The sequence below is a fragment of the Priestia sp. HNGD-A6 genome (assembly GCF_045784335.1).
Taxonomy (GTDB): domain Bacteria; phylum Bacillota; class Bacilli; order Bacillales; family Bacillaceae_H; genus Priestia; species Priestia zanthoxyli.
Genome location: NZ_CP138621.1, coordinates 3363320 through 3380736, shown reverse-complemented (window position 1 = coordinate 3380736; position 17417 = coordinate 3363320). Strand labels below are relative to the sequence as shown.

The window sequence follows — 17417 nt, the reverse complement described above, 5'->3', positions numbered from 1 at the left end:
GTCAAATTCTCCTTTCTACCCTGGTCAAATTCGGTCTTAGATGCGGTAAAGCTTGCACGCGATCTATCACCATTTGATCATTATCATCTAAGTATGCACATTCCATTATATTCTCTTCCTTCTCACTGCGCTCTTCTTCTGATCGGGTAATGATATCAGCAATGCGCAGCTGTGAAGGTTTCATTAACGATGCAGCAATAACAGCGTTTTTATTGCCGCGATATCCTGCATGAGCAATCCCTTTTAAAGCACCTAATACAAATAAATTTCCTCCAGCTACAACGGTTCCTCCGGGATTTACGTCTCCGACTAGAAGCAAATCGCCTTCTACATGGAGAACCTGTCCTGAACGAACTACCTTTGTAACAGATACTAATTCACTTTCTTCTCTTACTCGGACTGCATCTTGCTTTAAAATAACGTTACTATCAATTTGTTTAACTACTAAATACTGATTTTCTTCTATGAGCGCCTTCAATTCGGTTTCCTGCTCTGTAGTTAAATAACGATTTCCGATTTTGACATACACTGTGACGATTTGATCGGCATCGCCATGCTTATTTGTCAAAAGCTTCGTCTTAAGTTCCGTCAAAAGCTCTGCAAATGAACATGTATCATTGAGATGCAACGTTAATCCATCTTTTGTTCCTTTAATTGTCACATTTTGTTGCTTTTGTTTATTCAAGACGCTCACCTCAACGAATATATAATTTCGACAGAGACTTACTCAATTCCTTTTTTTCGTTTCTTCAATCAGCATTTTTATCACATCACGAACGAGAAGCTTAATATATTTTCGGATCAGCGTTCATCGATAAATTTAGCGAAATATTGAAAACATCTTTGAAGCGGAAATGCAAAAATGAGTGCAAATATGGCATTTAAAATGATGGTTGCGTAAAATCGCTCTTGCAAGAAGCGACCAATGGTCATATCGGATATATTAATAATGCTATTAATTCCATATACATAAAACTCAATAATGGCTACAGCTAATAGCGACATGCAGATTACGATAAGCGTATTTTGCTGAAAAATCTTCATTAGTTTTGATACGATATAGCATACGGCCGGCAATCCAAGCGCGTATACTCCTAAGACATCCGTAAAGGCAATATCGTACATGAATCCAAGGATTACCCCATATAGCATCGCTTGCTTTGGGTGATAATACACTGCCATAAAAGCCAGTACCACTACAACAAAGTGAGGCGATAGAATCCAGTCTCGCCATGGTGATGCCATGGCGACAAAATTAACAAAGATACTTTCAAACATAAAAACGACAAGCACGAGAATAGGAAGGACAAACCGCTTCATCAGTTAGCCTCCTCCGCCCCTAAATCGTCTTCAGCAGCGGGCGCACTTCTTTTAGCTACAACTACGTTATCTAAGTCATACAAGTCAGCAGCAGGTTTGATATAAGCTTTTTTCGTTAATCCATATTCATCAGGCTCAATTTTTGTGATAACGCCAATTGGAAGATTGCTAGGAAAAATGCCGTCTTCTTGTCCTAGACCGGACGTTACTACTTTTTGCTTTTCTTTAATATCAGCATCAAAAGGAATACGACGCATAACAAGCGCCTGTTCTTTATCATCATAGCCTTCAATTAAACCAAACACTTCTTTTTTAGCCTGAATTTTAGCAGATACACGGTTTGTACGATCTGATGAACTAATTAACTGCACAGTAGATGTGAACTTAGATGCATGCTTCACTTTACCAATCAGCCCTTCAGGAGTCATAACAGCCATATTTTCCTGTACATTATGAACCGTCCCTTTATCAATGGCAATTACCTCATGCCAACGGTCTGGATTACGAGCAATAACTGTTGCTTCGATTGGATTGTATTGACTTAAATCCGTTTTTTTGTCGAGCTGTGCTCTTAATTTTTTATTTTCTTGCTGCAAAGCGTTGGCTTTCGTTTCTAATTGCATGCGTTCGTCTAAACGGGCTTTTAATACCTCGTTTTCTTCGTATGTACGCTTTAAGTCACCTACATTCTGAAAGAAACCCGCTACAAATTGTGCGGGTTCATTAAAGGTAGCCTGAACAAGACCAACCGTATCTTTGACAAACTGTTCAGGCCACGTTACATTTTTACGACCATTTAACGAAAAACCAATCAATGCCACTAATACAATAATACTGACCAATAAAATAACTAAACGTTTATTTAAGAAAAATTGTGGCACGATCTACACCTCTTAATATTTAGCGATATGAATCGCTTGTACGATTTTTAAATAAATCAATGTGTTCTAACGCTTTACCAGTTCCAATTGCAACACAGTCAAGCGGATCTTCTGCGATGACAACCGGCATATTTGTTTCTTCACTAATAACTTTATCTAAATTACGTAGCAATGCGCCACCGCCTGTTAATACAATACCGCGATCCATAATATCTGCCGCAAGTTCAGGTGGTGTTTTTTCTAATGTACTTTTTACTGAATCGACAATAGAAGCCACTGTATCTTTTAGTGCTTCTGCAATTTCTTCTGCTGAAATTTCGATTGTTTTCGGTAGACCTGTTAGTAAGTCACGTCCGCGAATTTCCATGTTTTCAATACCTTCTGGAATTCCGGCAGAACCGACTTCTACTTTTAATGCTTCTGACGTACGCTCACCGATCATTAAATTGTAATTCTTGCGAATATATTGAATAATCGCTTCATCCATCTCGTCCCCAGCGATACGGATTGACTGACATGTTACGATTCCGCCTAAAGAAATAATCGCAACTTCTGTTGTTCCTCCACCAATATCTACTACCATACTTCCCGTTGGCTCCCAAACCGGTAGATTGGCCCCGATTGCTGCAGCAAACGGTTCTTCAATTGTATACGCATCACGCGCGCCAGCCTGACGAGTCGCATCAATAACGGCACGCTTCTCAACAGCTGTAATGCCAGAAGGTACACAAACCATTACATACGGCTTACCCGCAAACAAACTTTTTGTTTTTTGAGCTTGATTGATGTAATATTTCATCATCGTCGCAGTTGTTTCGTAATCTGCAATAACTCCATCTTTCATTGGACGAAGGGCTACTACGTTCCCAGGTGTACGACCAATCATATTTTTTGCATCGTTACCTACCGCAACGATTTGTTTTGTATCAGTTTGCAAAGCCACAACAGACGGCTCACGCACAACAATTCCTTTTCCTTTTACATAAACGAGCGTATTTGCAGTACCCAAATCTATTCCAAGGTCTCTAGTACCGATTCCAAACATGTGTCTCTTCCTTTCTCTTACCAAAATGCAAAGGTAAAAATTCCATAATTCAATTTCTTCATTTCATAAGTAACATTTTTTATTTTCTATACTTTTTTCATAGATGTCAACGCCAAATATTGTATGATAAAAAGTCATACTTTGTCTATTAATAACGAATGATTGTAAAGAACTTGTCATTTAAAATCATGACTACTATTATAACCCAAGGATTTTAAAAAGCATAGCCTTACATGTATCCTTTTTCTTTTAAACTAATATATTTTCGATCTCCGATAATTAAATGATCTAACAATTCAATTCCTATGATAAATCCGCACTCTTTTAAGCGCTTCGTTACCTCTATATCTTCTCTGCTGGGAGTAGGGTCGCCGGAGGGATGATTATGAATACAAATAAGAGATGCAGCTGAACGGCGAAAGGCTTCTTTAAATACTTCTCTTGGATGGACAATAGATGAATTGAGGCTTCCGATAAAAATGGTTTGCTTGTGGAGAACTTGATTTTTCGTGTTGAGGTATAAACAGACGAAATGCTCTTGGGACAGCACGCGCATTTCTTCCATCACATAATTAGCTCCGTCTTCAGGGCCATGAATGGTATATCGCTCACTAGATTTCCGCTGTACAATCCTCTTACCTATTTCAATAGCCGCTATAATTTGAATCGCTTTTGCGGGTCCGATACCTTTAATATTCATCATTTCATCAAGCGATGCATGCTGTAAAAGTTGAAGACCTTCAAAATGCGTTAATATGCGATTGGACAGCTGAAGAACAGATTCATCTTTGGTTCCGGTGCGCAGCAAAATAGCAATAAGCTCGTGGTTAGAAAGACTAGAAGCACCCATTGCCACAAGGCGCTCTCGAGGTCTTTCATCTTGAGGAAAATCTTTAATTAGCAATGATTGATCCAATTTCGTCACTCCTTTTTAGTAGACGAAACCGTATTGTTTTAGCTCACGTATTGTTCGGGAGAGCGGCAAGCCCACCACGGAGAAATAGTCTCCTTCAATTTTTTTAACTAGCGCAGCACCGAGCCCTTGAATTCCATAAGAACCAGCCTTGTCCATAGGCTCTCCTGACTCTACGTACTGTACGATTTCATCTTGTTCAATCGGCCAAAACTCTACATCAGTTTGTTCATAAAACGTATGAACTTTTGCATTTGATACGAACGCTACTCCAGTTAACACCTGATGTTTTTGACCTGACAGCATCGTAAGTGTTTCAATCGCTTCTTGTTTCGTTTTTGGCTTTCCTAAAATACGATTGCCATATACGACAACTGTATCGGCGCCTAGGACCATATCCTCTTTATAATGCGAAGCGACGTCCACTGCTTTTTGCCTAGCTAAATCCATTACTACCTCGGACGGAGTGTATGATGGATTGACGATTTCTTCAATTGTACTAACGTGAACGGTAAAGGGAATGTGAAGCTGCTGAAGTAATTCTTTTCGACGAGGAGAGCCTGAGGCTAAAATTAATGTTTGTTTCATACATCTCACCTTTGCATTTTGATTTTAAAAAAGAAGGACACACCGTTATTTTAGCAATTTCATCTCTAAATGACAATAAACAAGTGAGGCAGCATTACACTACCTCACCTGTTAAGACGTTACAAGGCTTTCATACTGCTGAAGAGCTTTTAACACGTATCGCTGAGCAAGCCAAGCGTCTTTACTGCTTTTATTGTCTTCATATGAAGATAGAGAAGCCGCAGCCTTTTGAAGGGTGCTCACCATGGTTTTAATGTCTTCATTTGACGCTTCTTTCTGAACTTTTGTCAGCTCTTTTTTCAAAGATTTGATATCGGCTACCCGCTCTCCCTCAATCGCTTTAACAGATTGATCTAAGAGATTAGCCATAAACGGCTGCGCTGTTGTTATAACCGTTTGATCTTTTTTCCCTAATTCGCTAGTGGGCTTAATTTCATAAGACTTTACATATACATCTTTACCTTGTTGTTTATACGTTTTACTAAGTGCCTTTGCTTTTTCCTCTCCAGTGGCAGCACCAACGACAAGAGAATAGGTTTTAGGTGAAAAAATCTCGCCTGCTTCGTTCTCTTCTTTCCATTTATCCATTGCTTTATTTGCAGCAGCTTTTGATGAAAAAGCACCTGCTTGCACAATGTAAAAGGAAAAAGGGTCTAAAGTAGAAGCAGCAGCTGACGTATCCTTCGATTCCTGTTCGCTTTTCTTTTCAGCTTTACCAACACTTTCAGTGGCAGACGCTGTTTGAGCAGCTTTTTCTTCTTTCGCTCGCTCACTTGTTTGTGCTTTGCTTACAGGCTGTTCGCTTCCTGTCATCATTTTCACACCAACCATACCAATGCCGCTGCCTATTCCGACTGCTAGCAATACAATCACAGCCGTTCGTTTGATCACACCGCCGTTTACTGTTTTAATCGAAACATTTTTAGGATGTAATCGCGGCTTTTTCTTCTTTTCATTTCTTACATCTTCAATAAACACCACTTTATTTTCTTCCACATGAGAATCTTTGGATGCCGGTTCCGGAAGAACCCACGTAAATTCGTCTTTTTCCGGCGCTTGTTCATCCTTCTCATCCTTAGATTGACCATTGATTTTAATTGAAATTTTTCGTTCCTGCTTGTCCACTGCCCCACCGCCTTTAGTTAACGTAGTCTTAGTACCGGTTGTAAGCTGAGGTAAACCGACATAAAACATACACTTTTTTCCATGCTATCATAGAAGAAAAAAAAAATAACAAGACATTTGTCGTCTTGTTACAAAAGGTTTTCGCTATTTAGTTACAGAAATTTTAACTTTGTCGAAGACTTGAAGCTCAATAAAAATAGTTGCTAACATACCAATCTATCAATTCGTTTCCATGAAAATAAGCAGCGATTGTCCCTATAAAAATAAAAGGAACGAAAGGAATTGGTACACCTACCTTTGCCTTTTTCATTAACAATGCTCCTATACTAACGGTTCCGCCTATTAATATAGCTAAAAAAAGTGATAGCAAAACAAGCTTTACTCCAAGCACAATACCAATCAAACCATACAATTTAATATCTCCTTCTCCAAGGCCTCCTCTGCTGAGAAATGCGATTAGAAAGAGGAGAAAAAATGCGATTCCTCCTCCCATTAAAGAATCACTCCACGAAGTTAATGGAATGAAAAGACGCTCAAGAAGAAAGATAGGCAAAAAGAAAAGCAGCACCTTATTTGGGACAATCATATAGGCTATATCTGAGACAACGATAATTGTTAAAAAAGAAACAAAAGTTAATATGACAATCAGTTCTAACGTCATATTCAATTTTAAAAAAGCATATACAAATAAACTTCCTGTCGAAAATTCTACGAACGGGTAGATGAAGGAGATTTTTTTGCGACACATACTACATTTTCCTGCATTTTTAATGTAGGAGACTACGGGGATTAACTGTTGTGGAGAAAGAACGTATAAACAGTGTGGACAATGAGATCTTGCAGATAAAATAGATTTTCCCTGAGGAATTCTAAGGCCTGCTACGTTGTAAAATGAACCTAGAGTGATACCTGAAACGAATAGATAAAGGTAAATTATACTCATACGACTCCTTCCATTTCAGGGGTATAGAATACTAACTGTAGATTTTCTTTTGAATGGGGCAATGTATCTTTTCCTTTTAAATAGCTGCCAATAAACGGTATGAGAAAAGCTGCTAGAAGACCTATTACGATAACCAGTATAATCACTTGCGTGAGAGAAAGTCCTTTATTCTCTTTTGACAGTTTATTCATTTCCACACCTCTCTTTTATTGATTAGTATCAAACAGCTCCTTCATTAATAAACTGAATCTTAATACCCATAAAAGTCATATTCTGTATGCCTCCTTCCTTAAAACACACCTTTTATAGGTAATAAGGATTATACCACTAAAAAACAAAAACAGCATAAAAAAACGTCTGCAAAAGCAGACGTTTTTTAATAGTAAGGAGCCATAAATAAGTAGACAATTACACCTGTAAGGCTTACATAAAGCCAGATTGGCATTGTCCATCGCACAATTTTTTTATGTTTTTCAACTTGCATTGTCCAGCCCCACACAAGTGCAAACAGTGCCAGCGGAACGATAATCGCTGCTAAGAAACTGTGTGTGATCAAAATAAAGAAGTAAATGGGACGAACAATTCCTTCTCCACCAAACGTAGCTGTTTCCGTTGAGATATAGTGGAACGTTAAATATGAAACTAAAAAGAGCAGTGTAGAAGTGAATGCCGCTAAGATAAACCCTCTATGAGCATTGATGTTTTTTCTAAAGATTGAAATCAACGCTGCAACTAAAAAAATAAACGTAAAACTATTCAAAATAGCATTTAACCGTGGAAAGATAGTCAAATCAAAACTTACTTTTCCTTGATAGCCAATATTCGAAAAGAATAGCAGTAAGATAATAACATTCGCTATCACTGAAAAGGTAAGAATAATACCGGTAAAGTTTTTATTACTTTTCGGTACAATTTTTTCATTATTCTTACTCATGTTAACAATCTCCTTATTTAGTGATGTACATGTTTATTATATATCACTTACCTAGGGGGTGAAAGTGACAATACTTTGAACTTAGTGCTTCCTTATTATTTGTATCCCTTTCTTACATTATGTTAAAAGCAGCAAGATTTCACTTGCTGCTTCTGCTCATTTGAGAAGAAAGGCCCGCACTTCTGATATAAAATACAGAGACCCTGTAATCACGACCATGTCTTGTTCACCTGTCGCCTTTTCCTTTACGTAAGCAATTGCTTTTTTCCACTCCTCGTCCATATGCTTATTACGATGAGTACTCATCTCATAAAGTTCCCCAGCTGCGCGAGCACGAGGAAAGTCAAACGACGTAAATGTAATACTTGCAGCGATTGTTTCAAGTTCTTGGACCATTCGATCAGCGCTTTTATCATTTAAGCAGCTGAAGATTAAATGAATGTTTCGATCTTCATAATGAAGGCGTAAAGTAGATAACAAGCTATCAATGCCTTCTGCATTATGAGCCCCGTCAATAATCGTTAAAGGATGCTCATTTACTATCTCAAAGCGGCCGTTCCACTTTGTATGCTGAATCCCTTTTATCATTTGCTCATTGGAGATAGAAAGCTTTTTCTTTTCTTTTAAATAACAAACGGCCATCACAGCCAAAGCTGCATTTTTAACTTGATGATAGCCAAGCATATTTAATTGCAAGTGTTCAAATATACCATACGGCGTTTTTAACGTAAAGCCTTCTCCATTTGCTAAGGGCTCATAGTTTTCAATTTTAAATTCTTTTCCTAACACAAATAACGAAGCCTGCTTCAAATTTGCCTCTTCTGTAATGACGTCAAGCGCCTTTACTTGCTCTGCACCAGTAATAATAGGGACTTCTTTTTTAATAATCCCCGCTTTTTCTGCTGCAATTTCTTCTACCGTATCACCTAGTATCGCCATGTGATCAAATCCAATGTTTGTAATAATACTCACCATAGGATTCACAACGTTTGTTGAATCATATCGTCCCCCAAGACCTGTTTCAAACACAACATAGTCAACTGAATCATGATAGCCGAAATAAAGAAAAGCCATGATTGTAATCACTTCAAATTCCGTAGCTGACCCTAAGTCCGTATGTTCTAGTCGCTCCACTACAGGCTTTACTTCCTGAACAAGAGCGGTCATTGCTTCATTTGAAATAGGCTGTCCATTCACGCTAATCCGCTCATTAAATGTTTCGATATAAGGGGAAGTAAACGTTCCAACTTTATACCCTGCTTCTTCTAACATATTTCGCAAATACGAAACAGTAGAACCTTTACCATTCGTCCCAGCAACGTGAATAGCATTTATATTTTGCTGCGGAAAATCAAGCTGCTCTAGCATCCATTCCATTCGTTCTAACCCCGGCTTGATTCCAAAGCGAAGTCTGTTATGAATCCAATCAAGCGCTTCTTCATATGTCGTTATCATCTTTTATTCACCTTTCTTTTCCATCGCTATTATTATGTAAAGAAAAAGCGTCGCTATACAAGCCACGCTTTTTCTGTTGGTTTATTAACCCATTGATTATCCGCGTAATTCAGCAATACGAGACTGAACAGCTTCACGTTTTTCAACGTAATCTTGCTCTTTTGCACGCTCTTCTTCTACTACTTTAGCAGGCGCTTTTGCAATAAAGCCTTGGTTGTTTAATTTCTTTTGTACACGTTCTACTTCTTTGTTTAACTTATCGTATTCTTTTTCTAAACGGGCGATTTCTTCTTCGATATTAATTAAACCTTCAAGAGGTAAAATTAATTCTGCGCCTGTTACAACAGCAGTCATCGCTTTTTCATCTAATGAAACATCGGTTGAAATCACAAGCTCACTTGGATTACAGAAACGTTCTACATACGCACGATTCTTTTCAAGCTGACTTTGAATATTTTCATCTTTAGCTTTAATAAATAATTTTACTTGTTTGCTCATCGGCGTGTTCACTTCAGCACGAATGTTACGAACAGCACGGATAATATCTACAAGTAAACGCATATCGTTAGCAGCTTCTTTATCCGAAAGCTCAGCGCGTACTTCCGGCCATTTAGCTACTGTAATTGATTCACCTTCATGCGGCAAGCTTTGCCAAATTTCTTCAGTAATAAACGGCATGAATGGATGTAAAAGTCGCATTGTGTTATCAAGTACATAAGCTAAAATTGAGCGAGTGGTCTTTTTAGCTGCTTCATCTTCTCCGTAAAGAGGAAGTTTAGCCATTTCAATATACCAATCGCAGAAGTCATCCCAAATAAAGTTATAAAGAATGCGTCCAACTTCACCAAATTCATATTTGTCAGCTAATTTTGTTACGTGCTCAATCGTTTCATTTAAGCGCGTTAAAATCCATTTATCCGCAACTGACTTTTCGCCTGATAAATCAAGCTCTTCAAATGTGATGCCGTCCATGTTCATTAATGCAAAACGAGAAGCATTCCAAATTTTATTTGCAAAGTTCCACGTCGCTTCGACTTTTTCAAAGCTGAAGCGTAAATCTTGTCCCGGTGAGCTTCCTGTAGATAAGAAATAGCGAAGAGAATCTGCACCGTATTTCTCGATTACTTCCATTGGATCTACGCCGTTACCAAGTGATTTACTCATCTTACGACCTTCAGCATCTCGTACAAGACCGTGAATAAGTACATCGTCAAACGGACGTTTACCCGTAAATTCAAGACCTTGGAAAATCATACGAGATACCCAGAAGAAAATAATGTCGTAGCCCGTTACAAGCACATTTGTTGGGTAGTAGCGTTTGAAATCAGCTGCATCCACATCCGGCCAGCCCATTGTTGAGAACGGCCATAGCGCTGAACTGAACCATGTGTCTAATACATCTGAATCCTGTTCCCAGTTTTCGATATCTGCTGGAGCCTCATGATCTACGTATACTTCTCCAGTTTCTTTATGATACCAAGCTGGAATGCGATGTCCCCACCAAAGCTGACGCGAAATACACCAGTCGCGAATATTTTCCATCCAGTGTAAGTATGTCTTTTCAAAACGATCAGGCACAAAGTTTACTTTTTCTTCTTGTTTTTGAAGATCTACTGCTTTATCTGCTAACGGCTGCATTTTTACAAACCACTGAGTTGATAAATAAGGTTCAACAACGGCACCGCTTCGTTCACTGTGACCTACTGAATGCATGTGGTCTTCAATGTTGAACAATACGCCGTCTTCTTGAAGGTCTTTAACAATTTGCTTACGGCAAGCAAAACGATCCATTCCTTCATATTTACCTGCTTTGTCATTCATCGTGCCGTCTTGATTCATCACTAAAATACGCTCTAAATTATGACGGTTTCCAATTTCAAAATCGTTCGGGTCATGAGCAGGCGTAATTTTTACCGCACCAGAACCGAATTCCATATCTACATAATCATCGCCTACGATTGGAATTTCACGACCTACAATCGGAAGGACAACCTTTTTGCCGATTAAGTGCTTATAGCGATCATCTTCAGGGTGAACAGCTACAGCCGTATCTCCTAGCATTGTTTCAGGACGAGTTGTTGCGATTTCAATATGTCCAGAACCATCTGCCAACGGATAGCGCATATGATAAAACGCACCTTGTACATCTTTGTAAATAACCTCGATGTCTGAAAGAGCTGTTTTTGTAGCTGGATCCCAGTTAATAATATATTCTCCGCGATAGATTAACCCTTTTTTGTAAAGCGTTACGAATACTTCGCGCACTGCTTTAGAAAGGCCTTCATCAAGCGTGAAGCGCTCGCGTGAATAGTCTAAGCCAAGTCCTAGCTTCGACCACTGCTGGCGAATAAAGCTTGCATATTCTTCTTTCCATTTCCACGTTTCGGCTACAAAATTTTCGCGGCCTAGATCGTAGCGGCTTTTCCCTTCGCTGCGAAGCTTTTCTTCTACTTTTGCCTGCGTTGCAATCCCCGCATGGTCCATGCCAGGAAGCCATAAAACGTCATAGCCTTGCATGCGCTTCATACGCGTTAAGATGTCTTGTAACGTTGTATCCCAAGCGTGGCCTAAATGCAGCTTGCCCGTTACGTTTGGGGGTGGAATTACAATTGTATATGGCTCTTTTTCAGGGTCATTTGTTGCTTCAAAAAACTTCCCGTCTAACCAATACTGATAACGATTTTCTTCAACGGCTTTTGGATCATACTTCGTTGGAAGAGTCACTTCTTTTTCAGACATAATGTATACCTCCATAATATAAAGTTTCAGTCTTTAGAAACTGTGTAAAGCTTTTATAAACATAAAAAAACTCCTTTCCTAATAAAAGGACGAAAGGAGTTGATTTCGCGGTACCACCTTTTTTTATAGACGTATCCCGTTTGATAAGCCTATACACTTCATTTCATAACGGTTGATTAACCGGCTTTTTCTACTGAGCTATGCAGCTGTTCAAAAAAGCTACTCATAGGCGACATTCCGAGTGCACATTCTTAAGAAATCTCACAGCAGCTGATTTCTCTCTCTGAAAGACGAACATCCCGTACTCTTCCTATTCACTGTATTTATGTATGAATTTCTCTTAATTATACTATATGAAAAAATGTTGAATCGTCAATAATCTTCTCCATTTTTTTATGATTATATTCATAATTTTTTTGTTCTGCTCTTTATTTTTTCATTCACTCGCTAATTTTGGAAATAAAATGAAAAGTCCGCTCAAAAAAATGGCACCATTTCTTTCTTTTTTCATATACTTACTTTAACCTGGGCACGTGGATTGAAAGGGGCATGTACAAATGAAGAAACGAATAAATGTAAATTCGTATCAGCTGCAGCGGTGGCTCAAAACAGCAGGAGCGGCTTGTGGACAGTTTATTGTTCCTTTAACAATTTTTCAAGGTATACGTACACTATTCTTCCCCACAACCTTTGATGTACTGTTGTTGGCACTGCTTGCCATACTAGCGGTTGCTTTATATTCGGACTGGATTTAAAAACCCAAGCGCTATTCGTTCGCTTGGGCTTGTGCAGCTGCTTCCGCTGCCATTTTTTTTTGCTGATCTACTTCAAATATTTTAATATTGAGCTGTTCAATGTTTTTCGTCAGCCAGTATGCTCGAATAAATGACTGCATATGTTCAAGCTCCGTTTTACTTTCTTTATGCTGCCTATATTGAACGATACACTGATACAAGGGCTCTGGAAACGCTAAATAACTGTGCAAAAGCAGTCTTTCCTCTTCTCTGAGAGCAAAATGTTTTTCATACGTACTAAACCACTCATAGCTGTCATAGGTAGTTACTGGGTACGTGCGAAGAGTACGGAAATAAAATGAGACCAAATCATAAATCGGTGAAGCATCTTTTGCATGTTCAAAGTTAATAAAAAAACCATTTCCCCGTTCGTCATAGATAAAATGTTTAGCCGATAGCTTTCCATGAGACGTAACTAGCCGGATCTTTTCCTTTTCTTCCATTTCATCGTTCCACTGATCGAGCTTTCCAAAACCAAACTCAAGCGCTCTTGTCATTTCATAATAAAATGTACAGTAATGCAATTCAAACGGGGACATATACACTTTCTTCTCGCATTCTACTACGTACTGTTTCAGCTCTTCCTGACGTTTTTCCCACGTTTCTTTCATCGATGTATAATGATTTTCTATATCTTCTTTTTTTACTTCTACTTCCTGCGCCGAAGCGCCGTGAAGCTTAGCAAGCTCTTGAAATAATTTATGATATCGAATATCACGCTCTTCGGTTGGGTTATTTGGGAGCCACGGCATTAAGTAATACGAGCCGCTTTCATCTGAAACAATGGGCTGAGAACGCTTCGTTTGATAAATAGGGACAAAGCCCATCCACCCTTTTTGATACACGTTCTGCAACTTTTGAATGAAGTTCTGATTTCGCTCTTGATGATTCGCCATTTCTTTAAGCGCAAATACGCCAGTTTTTGTATAGACTTTTTTTACTTTTCCGTAGTCTTCGATAAAGTCAACATCTAAGTCATATTCTTTTAACAATACTTTGTAGTCTGCTACTGTCCGCTGCATCTATATTCTCCTTCCTCGTAAAAAATAAAGAAAACAGTTAAGACATTATATGCGTCAAAACTGTTTTCTTTCCGACTTTAACGAACGGGAATATTTAAGATGCTTCCTTCTTCCAGCTCATATTCATCTCCTAAATTATTCACTCGTAAAATGTTTTGTACATTCGTATTATAGCGGTTTGCTATCGTATCAAGCGAATCTCCGTCTTGAACAATACAAAGCTTCCACGTTGAAAAAGCTTCTTCTTCCCGCGAAAAGAGCTTTGTTAAATAAAGGGCGTTTTCATTTCGGCCGCTTTCATTTTCTTCTTTCCGAAATTCAACAATAATCTTTTCCTTTTCTTGCTCAGCCTCTTGTTGAACGTCAGCATACGTATTTAATTCACTAGCTTGCGATTCTTCGAAGCTTTCTTGCTCTTGACGAAGCTGAAAGAGCTCAATCACGTTGTCTTCTCTTTCTTCCTCGATTGGTGCCTCTTTTTTCACTTCGACTTCAAATGGTTCATATGCTTCCTCTTCATATTCCACGACCGGCTCAGCACGAGATTCTTTTTTAAATACAGATGAAAAATAACTAGGAGGCTTTTCTGAATGATCTTCTTCAATAGCCTCTGCCTCTAAAAGTGCGGGAGCTTCACGATAGCTTACGTCAAACTCTTGCTCCTCTTGTTTCTCTTCTTCTTGAGCAAAGTTTTCAGTATATACCTCTTCAGCATCGTCTGCTTCTTCATAGGAGACGATGTGCTGTTCTTCCGCAAACTCTTCCTCTTCTTCTCGTTCTTGTTCTTCATGCTGTTCCCCGTACAATCCTGTGATGGACAAGTCAGCCATTAGCTGCAGCTGATTTGTGCCTGGTAATTCATAATCAAATAAATCAATAGATACATATACATCTTCAATACTTTGAATACGATTTTTAGGAATGGTAATATCAACAGGAAATTGATGTGATAATTCAGCCGTTCCGTCTTCACGGACAGAGATAGATTGCACTTGATTCTCATTTGTATATTCGCGTAACGAGTGCTCTCCCTCGTACGTTTCGTATTCACCTGTTAATTGTAATGCTCCTCGAATAGACACATATTGGTCATATTCTTGAATAGATACTTGAGGCTCTAAGGAGATAGACAAAAGTTGTGAGACTTCCTGTCCTTTTTGAAACCATACTGATTCTTCTACGGAAAAACGCAGACATGATAAATTATCCTGCGACAAATTGTTCTCCCCCTTCCAACACCCGCCAGGTAATAGCGCGGTCATTAAAGATGTATGAACAAATAAATTAAAATATGTCTTGAAAACTAAAAAAGCTTACGGAATCCTCCGTAAGCTTCTTTATAAAAGTTATTTCTATTTAGCTGTTTATCCACGCAACTTTGAAAAAGCTTTTTCAGCTGCTGCAATTGTATGTTCAATGTCTGCATCTGTATGAGAAGTTGATAAAAACATTCCTTCGAATTGAGAAGGAGGTAAAAACACGCCTTCATTAGCCATTTCACGATAGTAAGCTGCAAAATAATCTAAATTCGATGTTTTCGCTGTTTCGTAATTTATGACCTGTTCGTTTGTGAAGAAGAAACCGATCATTGAACCAGCTCGGTTTACGGTAAACGGCACATCATATTTTTCAGCTGCTGCCATCAATCCTTCTTCTAAGCGATCTGCTTTACGAATGAACTCATCGTAGGATTGAGGTGTCAGCTGTGTTAATGTCTCGTATCCAGCTGTCATCGCAAGCGGATTACCTGATAATGTACCTGCTTGATAAATCGGGCCGCTTGGTGCAACTCGCTCCATAATTTCAGCTTTACCACCGTAAGCACCTACTGGTAAACCACCACCGATTACTTTTCCTAAGCAAGTTAAGTCAGGCGTAATGTTGTAGTAGCCCTGTGCACAGTTGTACGCTACGCGGAACCCTGTCATTACTTCATCAAAAATGAGCAGTGAGCCATATTCTGATGTGATATCACGAAGCCCTTGTAAGAAACCTGGCTGCGGCGGTACCACACCCATATTTCCTGCTACCGGTTCAACGATTACTCCGGCAATGTCATCTCCGAATTCTTTAAAAGCATATTGTACGCTTTCTAAATCATTGTACGGCACTGTAATCGTGTTTTTAGCGATTCCTTCAGGCACTCCCGGGCTATCTGGTAGGCCTAACGTTGCAACGCCTGAGCCAGCTTTAATGAGAAGAGAGTCACCGTGTCCATGGTAACAGCCTTCAAATTTTAAAATTTTGTTGCGGCCCGTATAGCCACGCGCTAAACGCAGTGCGCTCATCGTTGCTTCCGTACCTGAACTCACCATACGGACGATTTCGATTGAAGGAACGCGCTCAATCACAACTTTAGCGAGCTCATTTTCAATTAATGTTGGTGCACCAAAGCTTGTACCAGATTCCGTTACTTTTTTTACTGCTTCAACTACTTGATCGTTGGAATGTCCGTGAATTAAAGGTCCCCATGATAAGACGTAGTCAATATATTTGTTGCCGTCAATATCGTAAATCGTAGCGCCTTTTCCTCGTTCCATAAAAATAGGATCCATATCTACTGATTTAAATGCACGAACAGGACTGTTTACTCCACCCGGCATTAGTTGCTGCGCTTCTAAAAAAGCTGCTTTTGACTTTTCATAACTTCTCATGTGTAAGCCTCCTTAATTACTTGTCAGATAACCAGCGTGCTGCGTCTTTAGCATGATACGTTACAATTAAATCCGCTCCTGCACGCTTCATGCTAATTAATTTTTCAAGAACAATCTCTTTTTCATTTACCCAGCCGTTTTGAGCTGCCGCTTTAATCATTGAATATTCACCGCTCACATTATAAGCCACTACAGGTAAATTAAACGTATTTTTCACATCGCGCATAATATCTAAATATGATAGAGCTGGTTTTACAATTAAGAAATCTGCTCCTTCTTCGACATCAGATTCCGCTTCTCGAAGTGCCTCTAAGCGATTAGCTGGGTCCATTTGATATGTTTTACGGTCTCCAAATTGAGGAGAAGAATGCGCTGCATCACGGAATGGTCCGTAAAAAGCAGATGCATATTTAACAGCATAAGACATCACCGGCACATCTTCAAATCCAGCTTCGTCTAGACCGTGGCGAATAGCTGCCACGAAACCGTCCATCATGTTTGAAGGCGCAATAATATCCGCTCCTGCTTTAGCTTGACTAACCGCTGTACGCGCTAGTAAGTCAAGGCTAGGATCGTTTAAGATTTTTCCGTCTTCAATTACACCACAGTGGCCATGATCTGTGTATTGACACAAGCATGTATCTGCGATAACAACAAAATCTGGAAAATTTTCTTTAATTTGACGAATACCTTTTTGGACAATTCCGTGGTCATGGTATGCCTGTGAGCCGACCGCATCTTTTTCAGCGGGAACACCAAATACCATAGCTGACTTGATTCCTAAATCGACTAACTCTTGGATTTCATCATTCAAGTAGTCTAAAGAAATTTGATCCACACCTGGCATTGATTTTACAGCATTTCTTTTTTGTTCACCTTCTACAATAAAAATAGGATATATAAAGTCTTCCGGATGTAAATGTGTTTCACGTACAAGCGCACGCATATTTACAGAATTACGAAGACGACGATGACGTGTAAATTGTAAATCTTTCATGTTAAAA

At 39.0% G+C, this 17417-nt stretch carries 17 protein-coding genes and 1 other annotated feature; of the genes, 1 reads left to right on the top strand and 16 read right to left on the bottom strand.

The annotated features are described in order from the left end of the window. Window position 1 precedes the first annotated feature (1 nt). From minC to SCI76_RS17150, 12 genes are all read right to left on the bottom strand, one after another. The gene (minC, locus tag SCI76_RS17205) at window positions 2-685 is read right to left on the bottom strand and encodes a septum site-determining protein MinC (protein ID WP_028411717.1); all 684 of its coding nucleotides are present in this window, start codon (window positions 683-685) and stop codon (window positions 2-4) included. Window positions 686-801: 116 nt separating this feature from the next. After that, on the bottom strand, window positions 802-1320 hold the full coding sequence (mreD, locus tag SCI76_RS17200; protein WP_014458115.1) for a rod shape-determining protein MreD: 519 nt from the start codon (window positions 1318-1320) through the stop codon (window positions 802-804). Further along, window positions 1320-2201: a rod shape-determining protein MreC gene (gene mreC / locus SCI76_RS17195; RefSeq protein ID WP_013059344.1), complete on the bottom strand. Its 882-nt coding sequence runs from the start codon at window positions 2199-2201 to the stop codon at window positions 1320-1322. Before mreC ends, mreD begins: the two co-directional genes overlap by 1 nt. A 19-nt stretch (window positions 2202-2220) precedes the next feature. Then, the gene (locus tag SCI76_RS17190; RefSeq protein ID WP_013059345.1) at window positions 2221-3246 is read right to left on the bottom strand and encodes a rod shape-determining protein; all 1026 of its coding nucleotides are present in this window, start codon (window positions 3244-3246) and stop codon (window positions 2221-2223) included. A 229-nt stretch (window positions 3247-3475) separates the two neighbouring features. Next, window positions 3476-4162 (bottom strand): DNA repair protein RadC, encoded by a 687-nt coding sequence (gene radC, locus SCI76_RS17185; protein WP_028411718.1) that lies wholly within the window; start codon window positions 4160-4162, stop codon window positions 3476-3478. A 15-nt stretch (window positions 4163-4177) separates the two neighbouring features. Next, window positions 4178-4747, bottom strand: coding sequence for a nucleoside triphosphate pyrophosphatase (locus SCI76_RS17180; protein WP_033579650.1), 570 nt, complete (start codon window positions 4745-4747; stop codon window positions 4178-4180). A 111-nt stretch (window positions 4748-4858) separates the two neighbouring features. Continuing rightward, complete coding sequence (locus tag SCI76_RS17175) at window positions 4859-5941, bottom strand: SPOR domain-containing protein (RefSeq protein WP_221831936.1); 1083 nt, start codon at window positions 5939-5941, stop codon at window positions 4859-4861. Between the two features lie 118 nt (window positions 5942-6059). Then, window positions 6060-6815, bottom strand: a complete 756-nt coding sequence (locus SCI76_RS17170; RefSeq protein ID WP_063248654.1) for an A24 family peptidase — start codon at window positions 6813-6815, stop codon at window positions 6060-6062. Next, complete coding sequence (locus SCI76_RS17165) at window positions 6812-7006, bottom strand: hypothetical protein (protein ID WP_048019715.1); 195 nt, start codon at window positions 7004-7006, stop codon at window positions 6812-6814. Before SCI76_RS17165 ends, SCI76_RS17170 begins: the two co-directional genes overlap by 4 nt. Before the next feature lie 185 nt (window positions 7007-7191). Then, window positions 7192-7749: a DUF420 domain-containing protein gene (locus SCI76_RS17160; protein ID WP_028411723.1), complete on the bottom strand. Its 558-nt coding sequence runs from the start codon at window positions 7747-7749 to the stop codon at window positions 7192-7194. Between the two features lie 156 nt (window positions 7750-7905). Further along, window positions 7906-9204: a folylpolyglutamate synthase/dihydrofolate synthase family protein gene (locus SCI76_RS17155; RefSeq protein WP_047749802.1), complete on the bottom strand. Its 1299-nt coding sequence runs from the start codon at window positions 9202-9204 to the stop codon at window positions 7906-7908. A gap of 96 nt (window positions 9205-9300) precedes the next feature. Continuing rightward, window positions 9301-11943 (bottom strand): valine--tRNA ligase, encoded by a 2643-nt coding sequence (locus tag SCI76_RS17150; protein WP_034265552.1) that lies wholly within the window; start codon window positions 11941-11943, stop codon window positions 9301-9303. 82 nt (window positions 11944-12025) lie between these two features. Then, window positions 12026-12270, bottom strand: a binding site (T-box leader). Between the two features lie 230 nt (window positions 12271-12500). Between SCI76_RS17150 and SCI76_RS17145 the strand changes: the two genes are divergently transcribed. Further along, a complete protein-coding gene (locus SCI76_RS17145) occupies window positions 12501-12698 on the top strand; it encodes a hypothetical protein (protein WP_013059354.1) in 198 nt (65 codons plus the stop codon). 11 nt (window positions 12699-12709) lie between these two features. Here SCI76_RS17145 and ysxE read toward each other — a convergent pair whose 3' ends face one another. The 4 genes from ysxE to hemB form a co-directional block, all read right to left on the bottom strand. Next, window positions 12710-13759: a spore coat protein YsxE gene (gene ysxE, locus SCI76_RS17140; RefSeq protein ID WP_013085128.1), complete on the bottom strand. Its 1050-nt coding sequence runs from the start codon at window positions 13757-13759 to the stop codon at window positions 12710-12712. A 77-nt stretch (window positions 13760-13836) separates the two neighbouring features. Continuing rightward, window positions 13837-14976 carry a stage VI sporulation protein D gene (gene spoVID, locus SCI76_RS17135; RefSeq protein WP_028411727.1) on the bottom strand — a complete coding sequence of 380 codons (1140 nt, stop codon included), beginning with the start codon at window positions 14974-14976 and terminating at the stop codon, window positions 13837-13839. Between the two features lie 147 nt (window positions 14977-15123). Then, window positions 15124-16413, bottom strand: a complete 1290-nt coding sequence (gene hemL, locus SCI76_RS17130) for a glutamate-1-semialdehyde 2,1-aminomutase (protein ID WP_013059357.1) — start codon at window positions 16411-16413, stop codon at window positions 15124-15126. Window positions 16414-16429: 16 nt separating this feature from the next. Continuing rightward, on the bottom strand, window positions 16430-17410 hold the full coding sequence (gene hemB / locus SCI76_RS17125) for a porphobilinogen synthase (protein WP_014458109.1): 981 nt from the start codon (window positions 17408-17410) through the stop codon (window positions 16430-16432). Window positions 17411-17417: the final 7 nt, after the last annotated feature.

Excerpts from the sequence above, each read along its gene's own strand:
- mreD (WP_014458115.1), bottom strand. The coding sequence starts at position 1,320 with ATGAAGCGGTTTGTCCTTCCTATTCTCGTGCTTGTCGTTTTTATGTTT.
- SCI76_RS17190 (WP_013059345.1), bottom strand. The coding sequence starts at position 3,246 with ATGTTTGGAATCGGTACTAGAGACCTTGGAATAGATTTGGGTACTGCA.
- SCI76_RS17180 (WP_033579650.1), bottom strand. The coding sequence starts at position 4,747 with ATGAAACAAACATTAATTTTAGCCTCAGGCTCTCCTCGTCGAAAAGAA.
- SCI76_RS17175 (WP_221831936.1), bottom strand. The coding sequence starts at position 5,941 with ATGTTTTATGTCGGTTTACCTCAGCTTACAACCGGTACTAAGACTACG.
- SCI76_RS17170 (WP_063248654.1), bottom strand. The coding sequence starts at position 6,815 with ATGAGTATAATTTACCTTTATCTATTCGTTTCAGGTATCACTCTAGGT.
- SCI76_RS17165 (WP_048019715.1), bottom strand. The coding sequence starts at position 7,006 with ATGAATAAACTGTCAAAAGAGAATAAAGGACTTTCTCTCACGCAAGTG.
- SCI76_RS17160 (WP_028411723.1), bottom strand. The coding sequence starts at position 7,749 with ATGAGTAAGAATAATGAAAAAATTGTACCGAAAAGTAATAAAAACTTT.
- SCI76_RS17155 (WP_047749802.1), bottom strand. The coding sequence starts at position 9,204 with ATGATAACGACATATGAAGAAGCGCTTGATTGGATTCATAACAGACTT.
- SCI76_RS17150 (WP_034265552.1), bottom strand. The coding sequence starts at position 11,943 with ATGTCTGAAAAAGAAGTGACTCTTCCAACGAAGTATGATCCAAAAGCC.
- SCI76_RS17145 (WP_013059354.1), top strand. The coding sequence starts at position 12,501 with ATGAAGAAACGAATAAATGTAAATTCGTATCAGCTGCAGCGGTGGCTC.
- ysxE (WP_013085128.1), bottom strand. The coding sequence starts at position 13,759 with ATGCAGCGGACAGTAGCAGACTACAAAGTATTGTTAAAAGAATATGAC.
- hemL (WP_013059357.1), bottom strand. The coding sequence starts at position 16,413 with ATGAGAAGTTATGAAAAGTCAAAAGCAGCTTTTTTAGAAGCGCAGCAA.
- hemB (WP_014458109.1), bottom strand. The coding sequence starts at position 17,410 with ATGAAAGATTTACAATTTACACGTCATCGTCGTCTTCGTAATTCTGTA.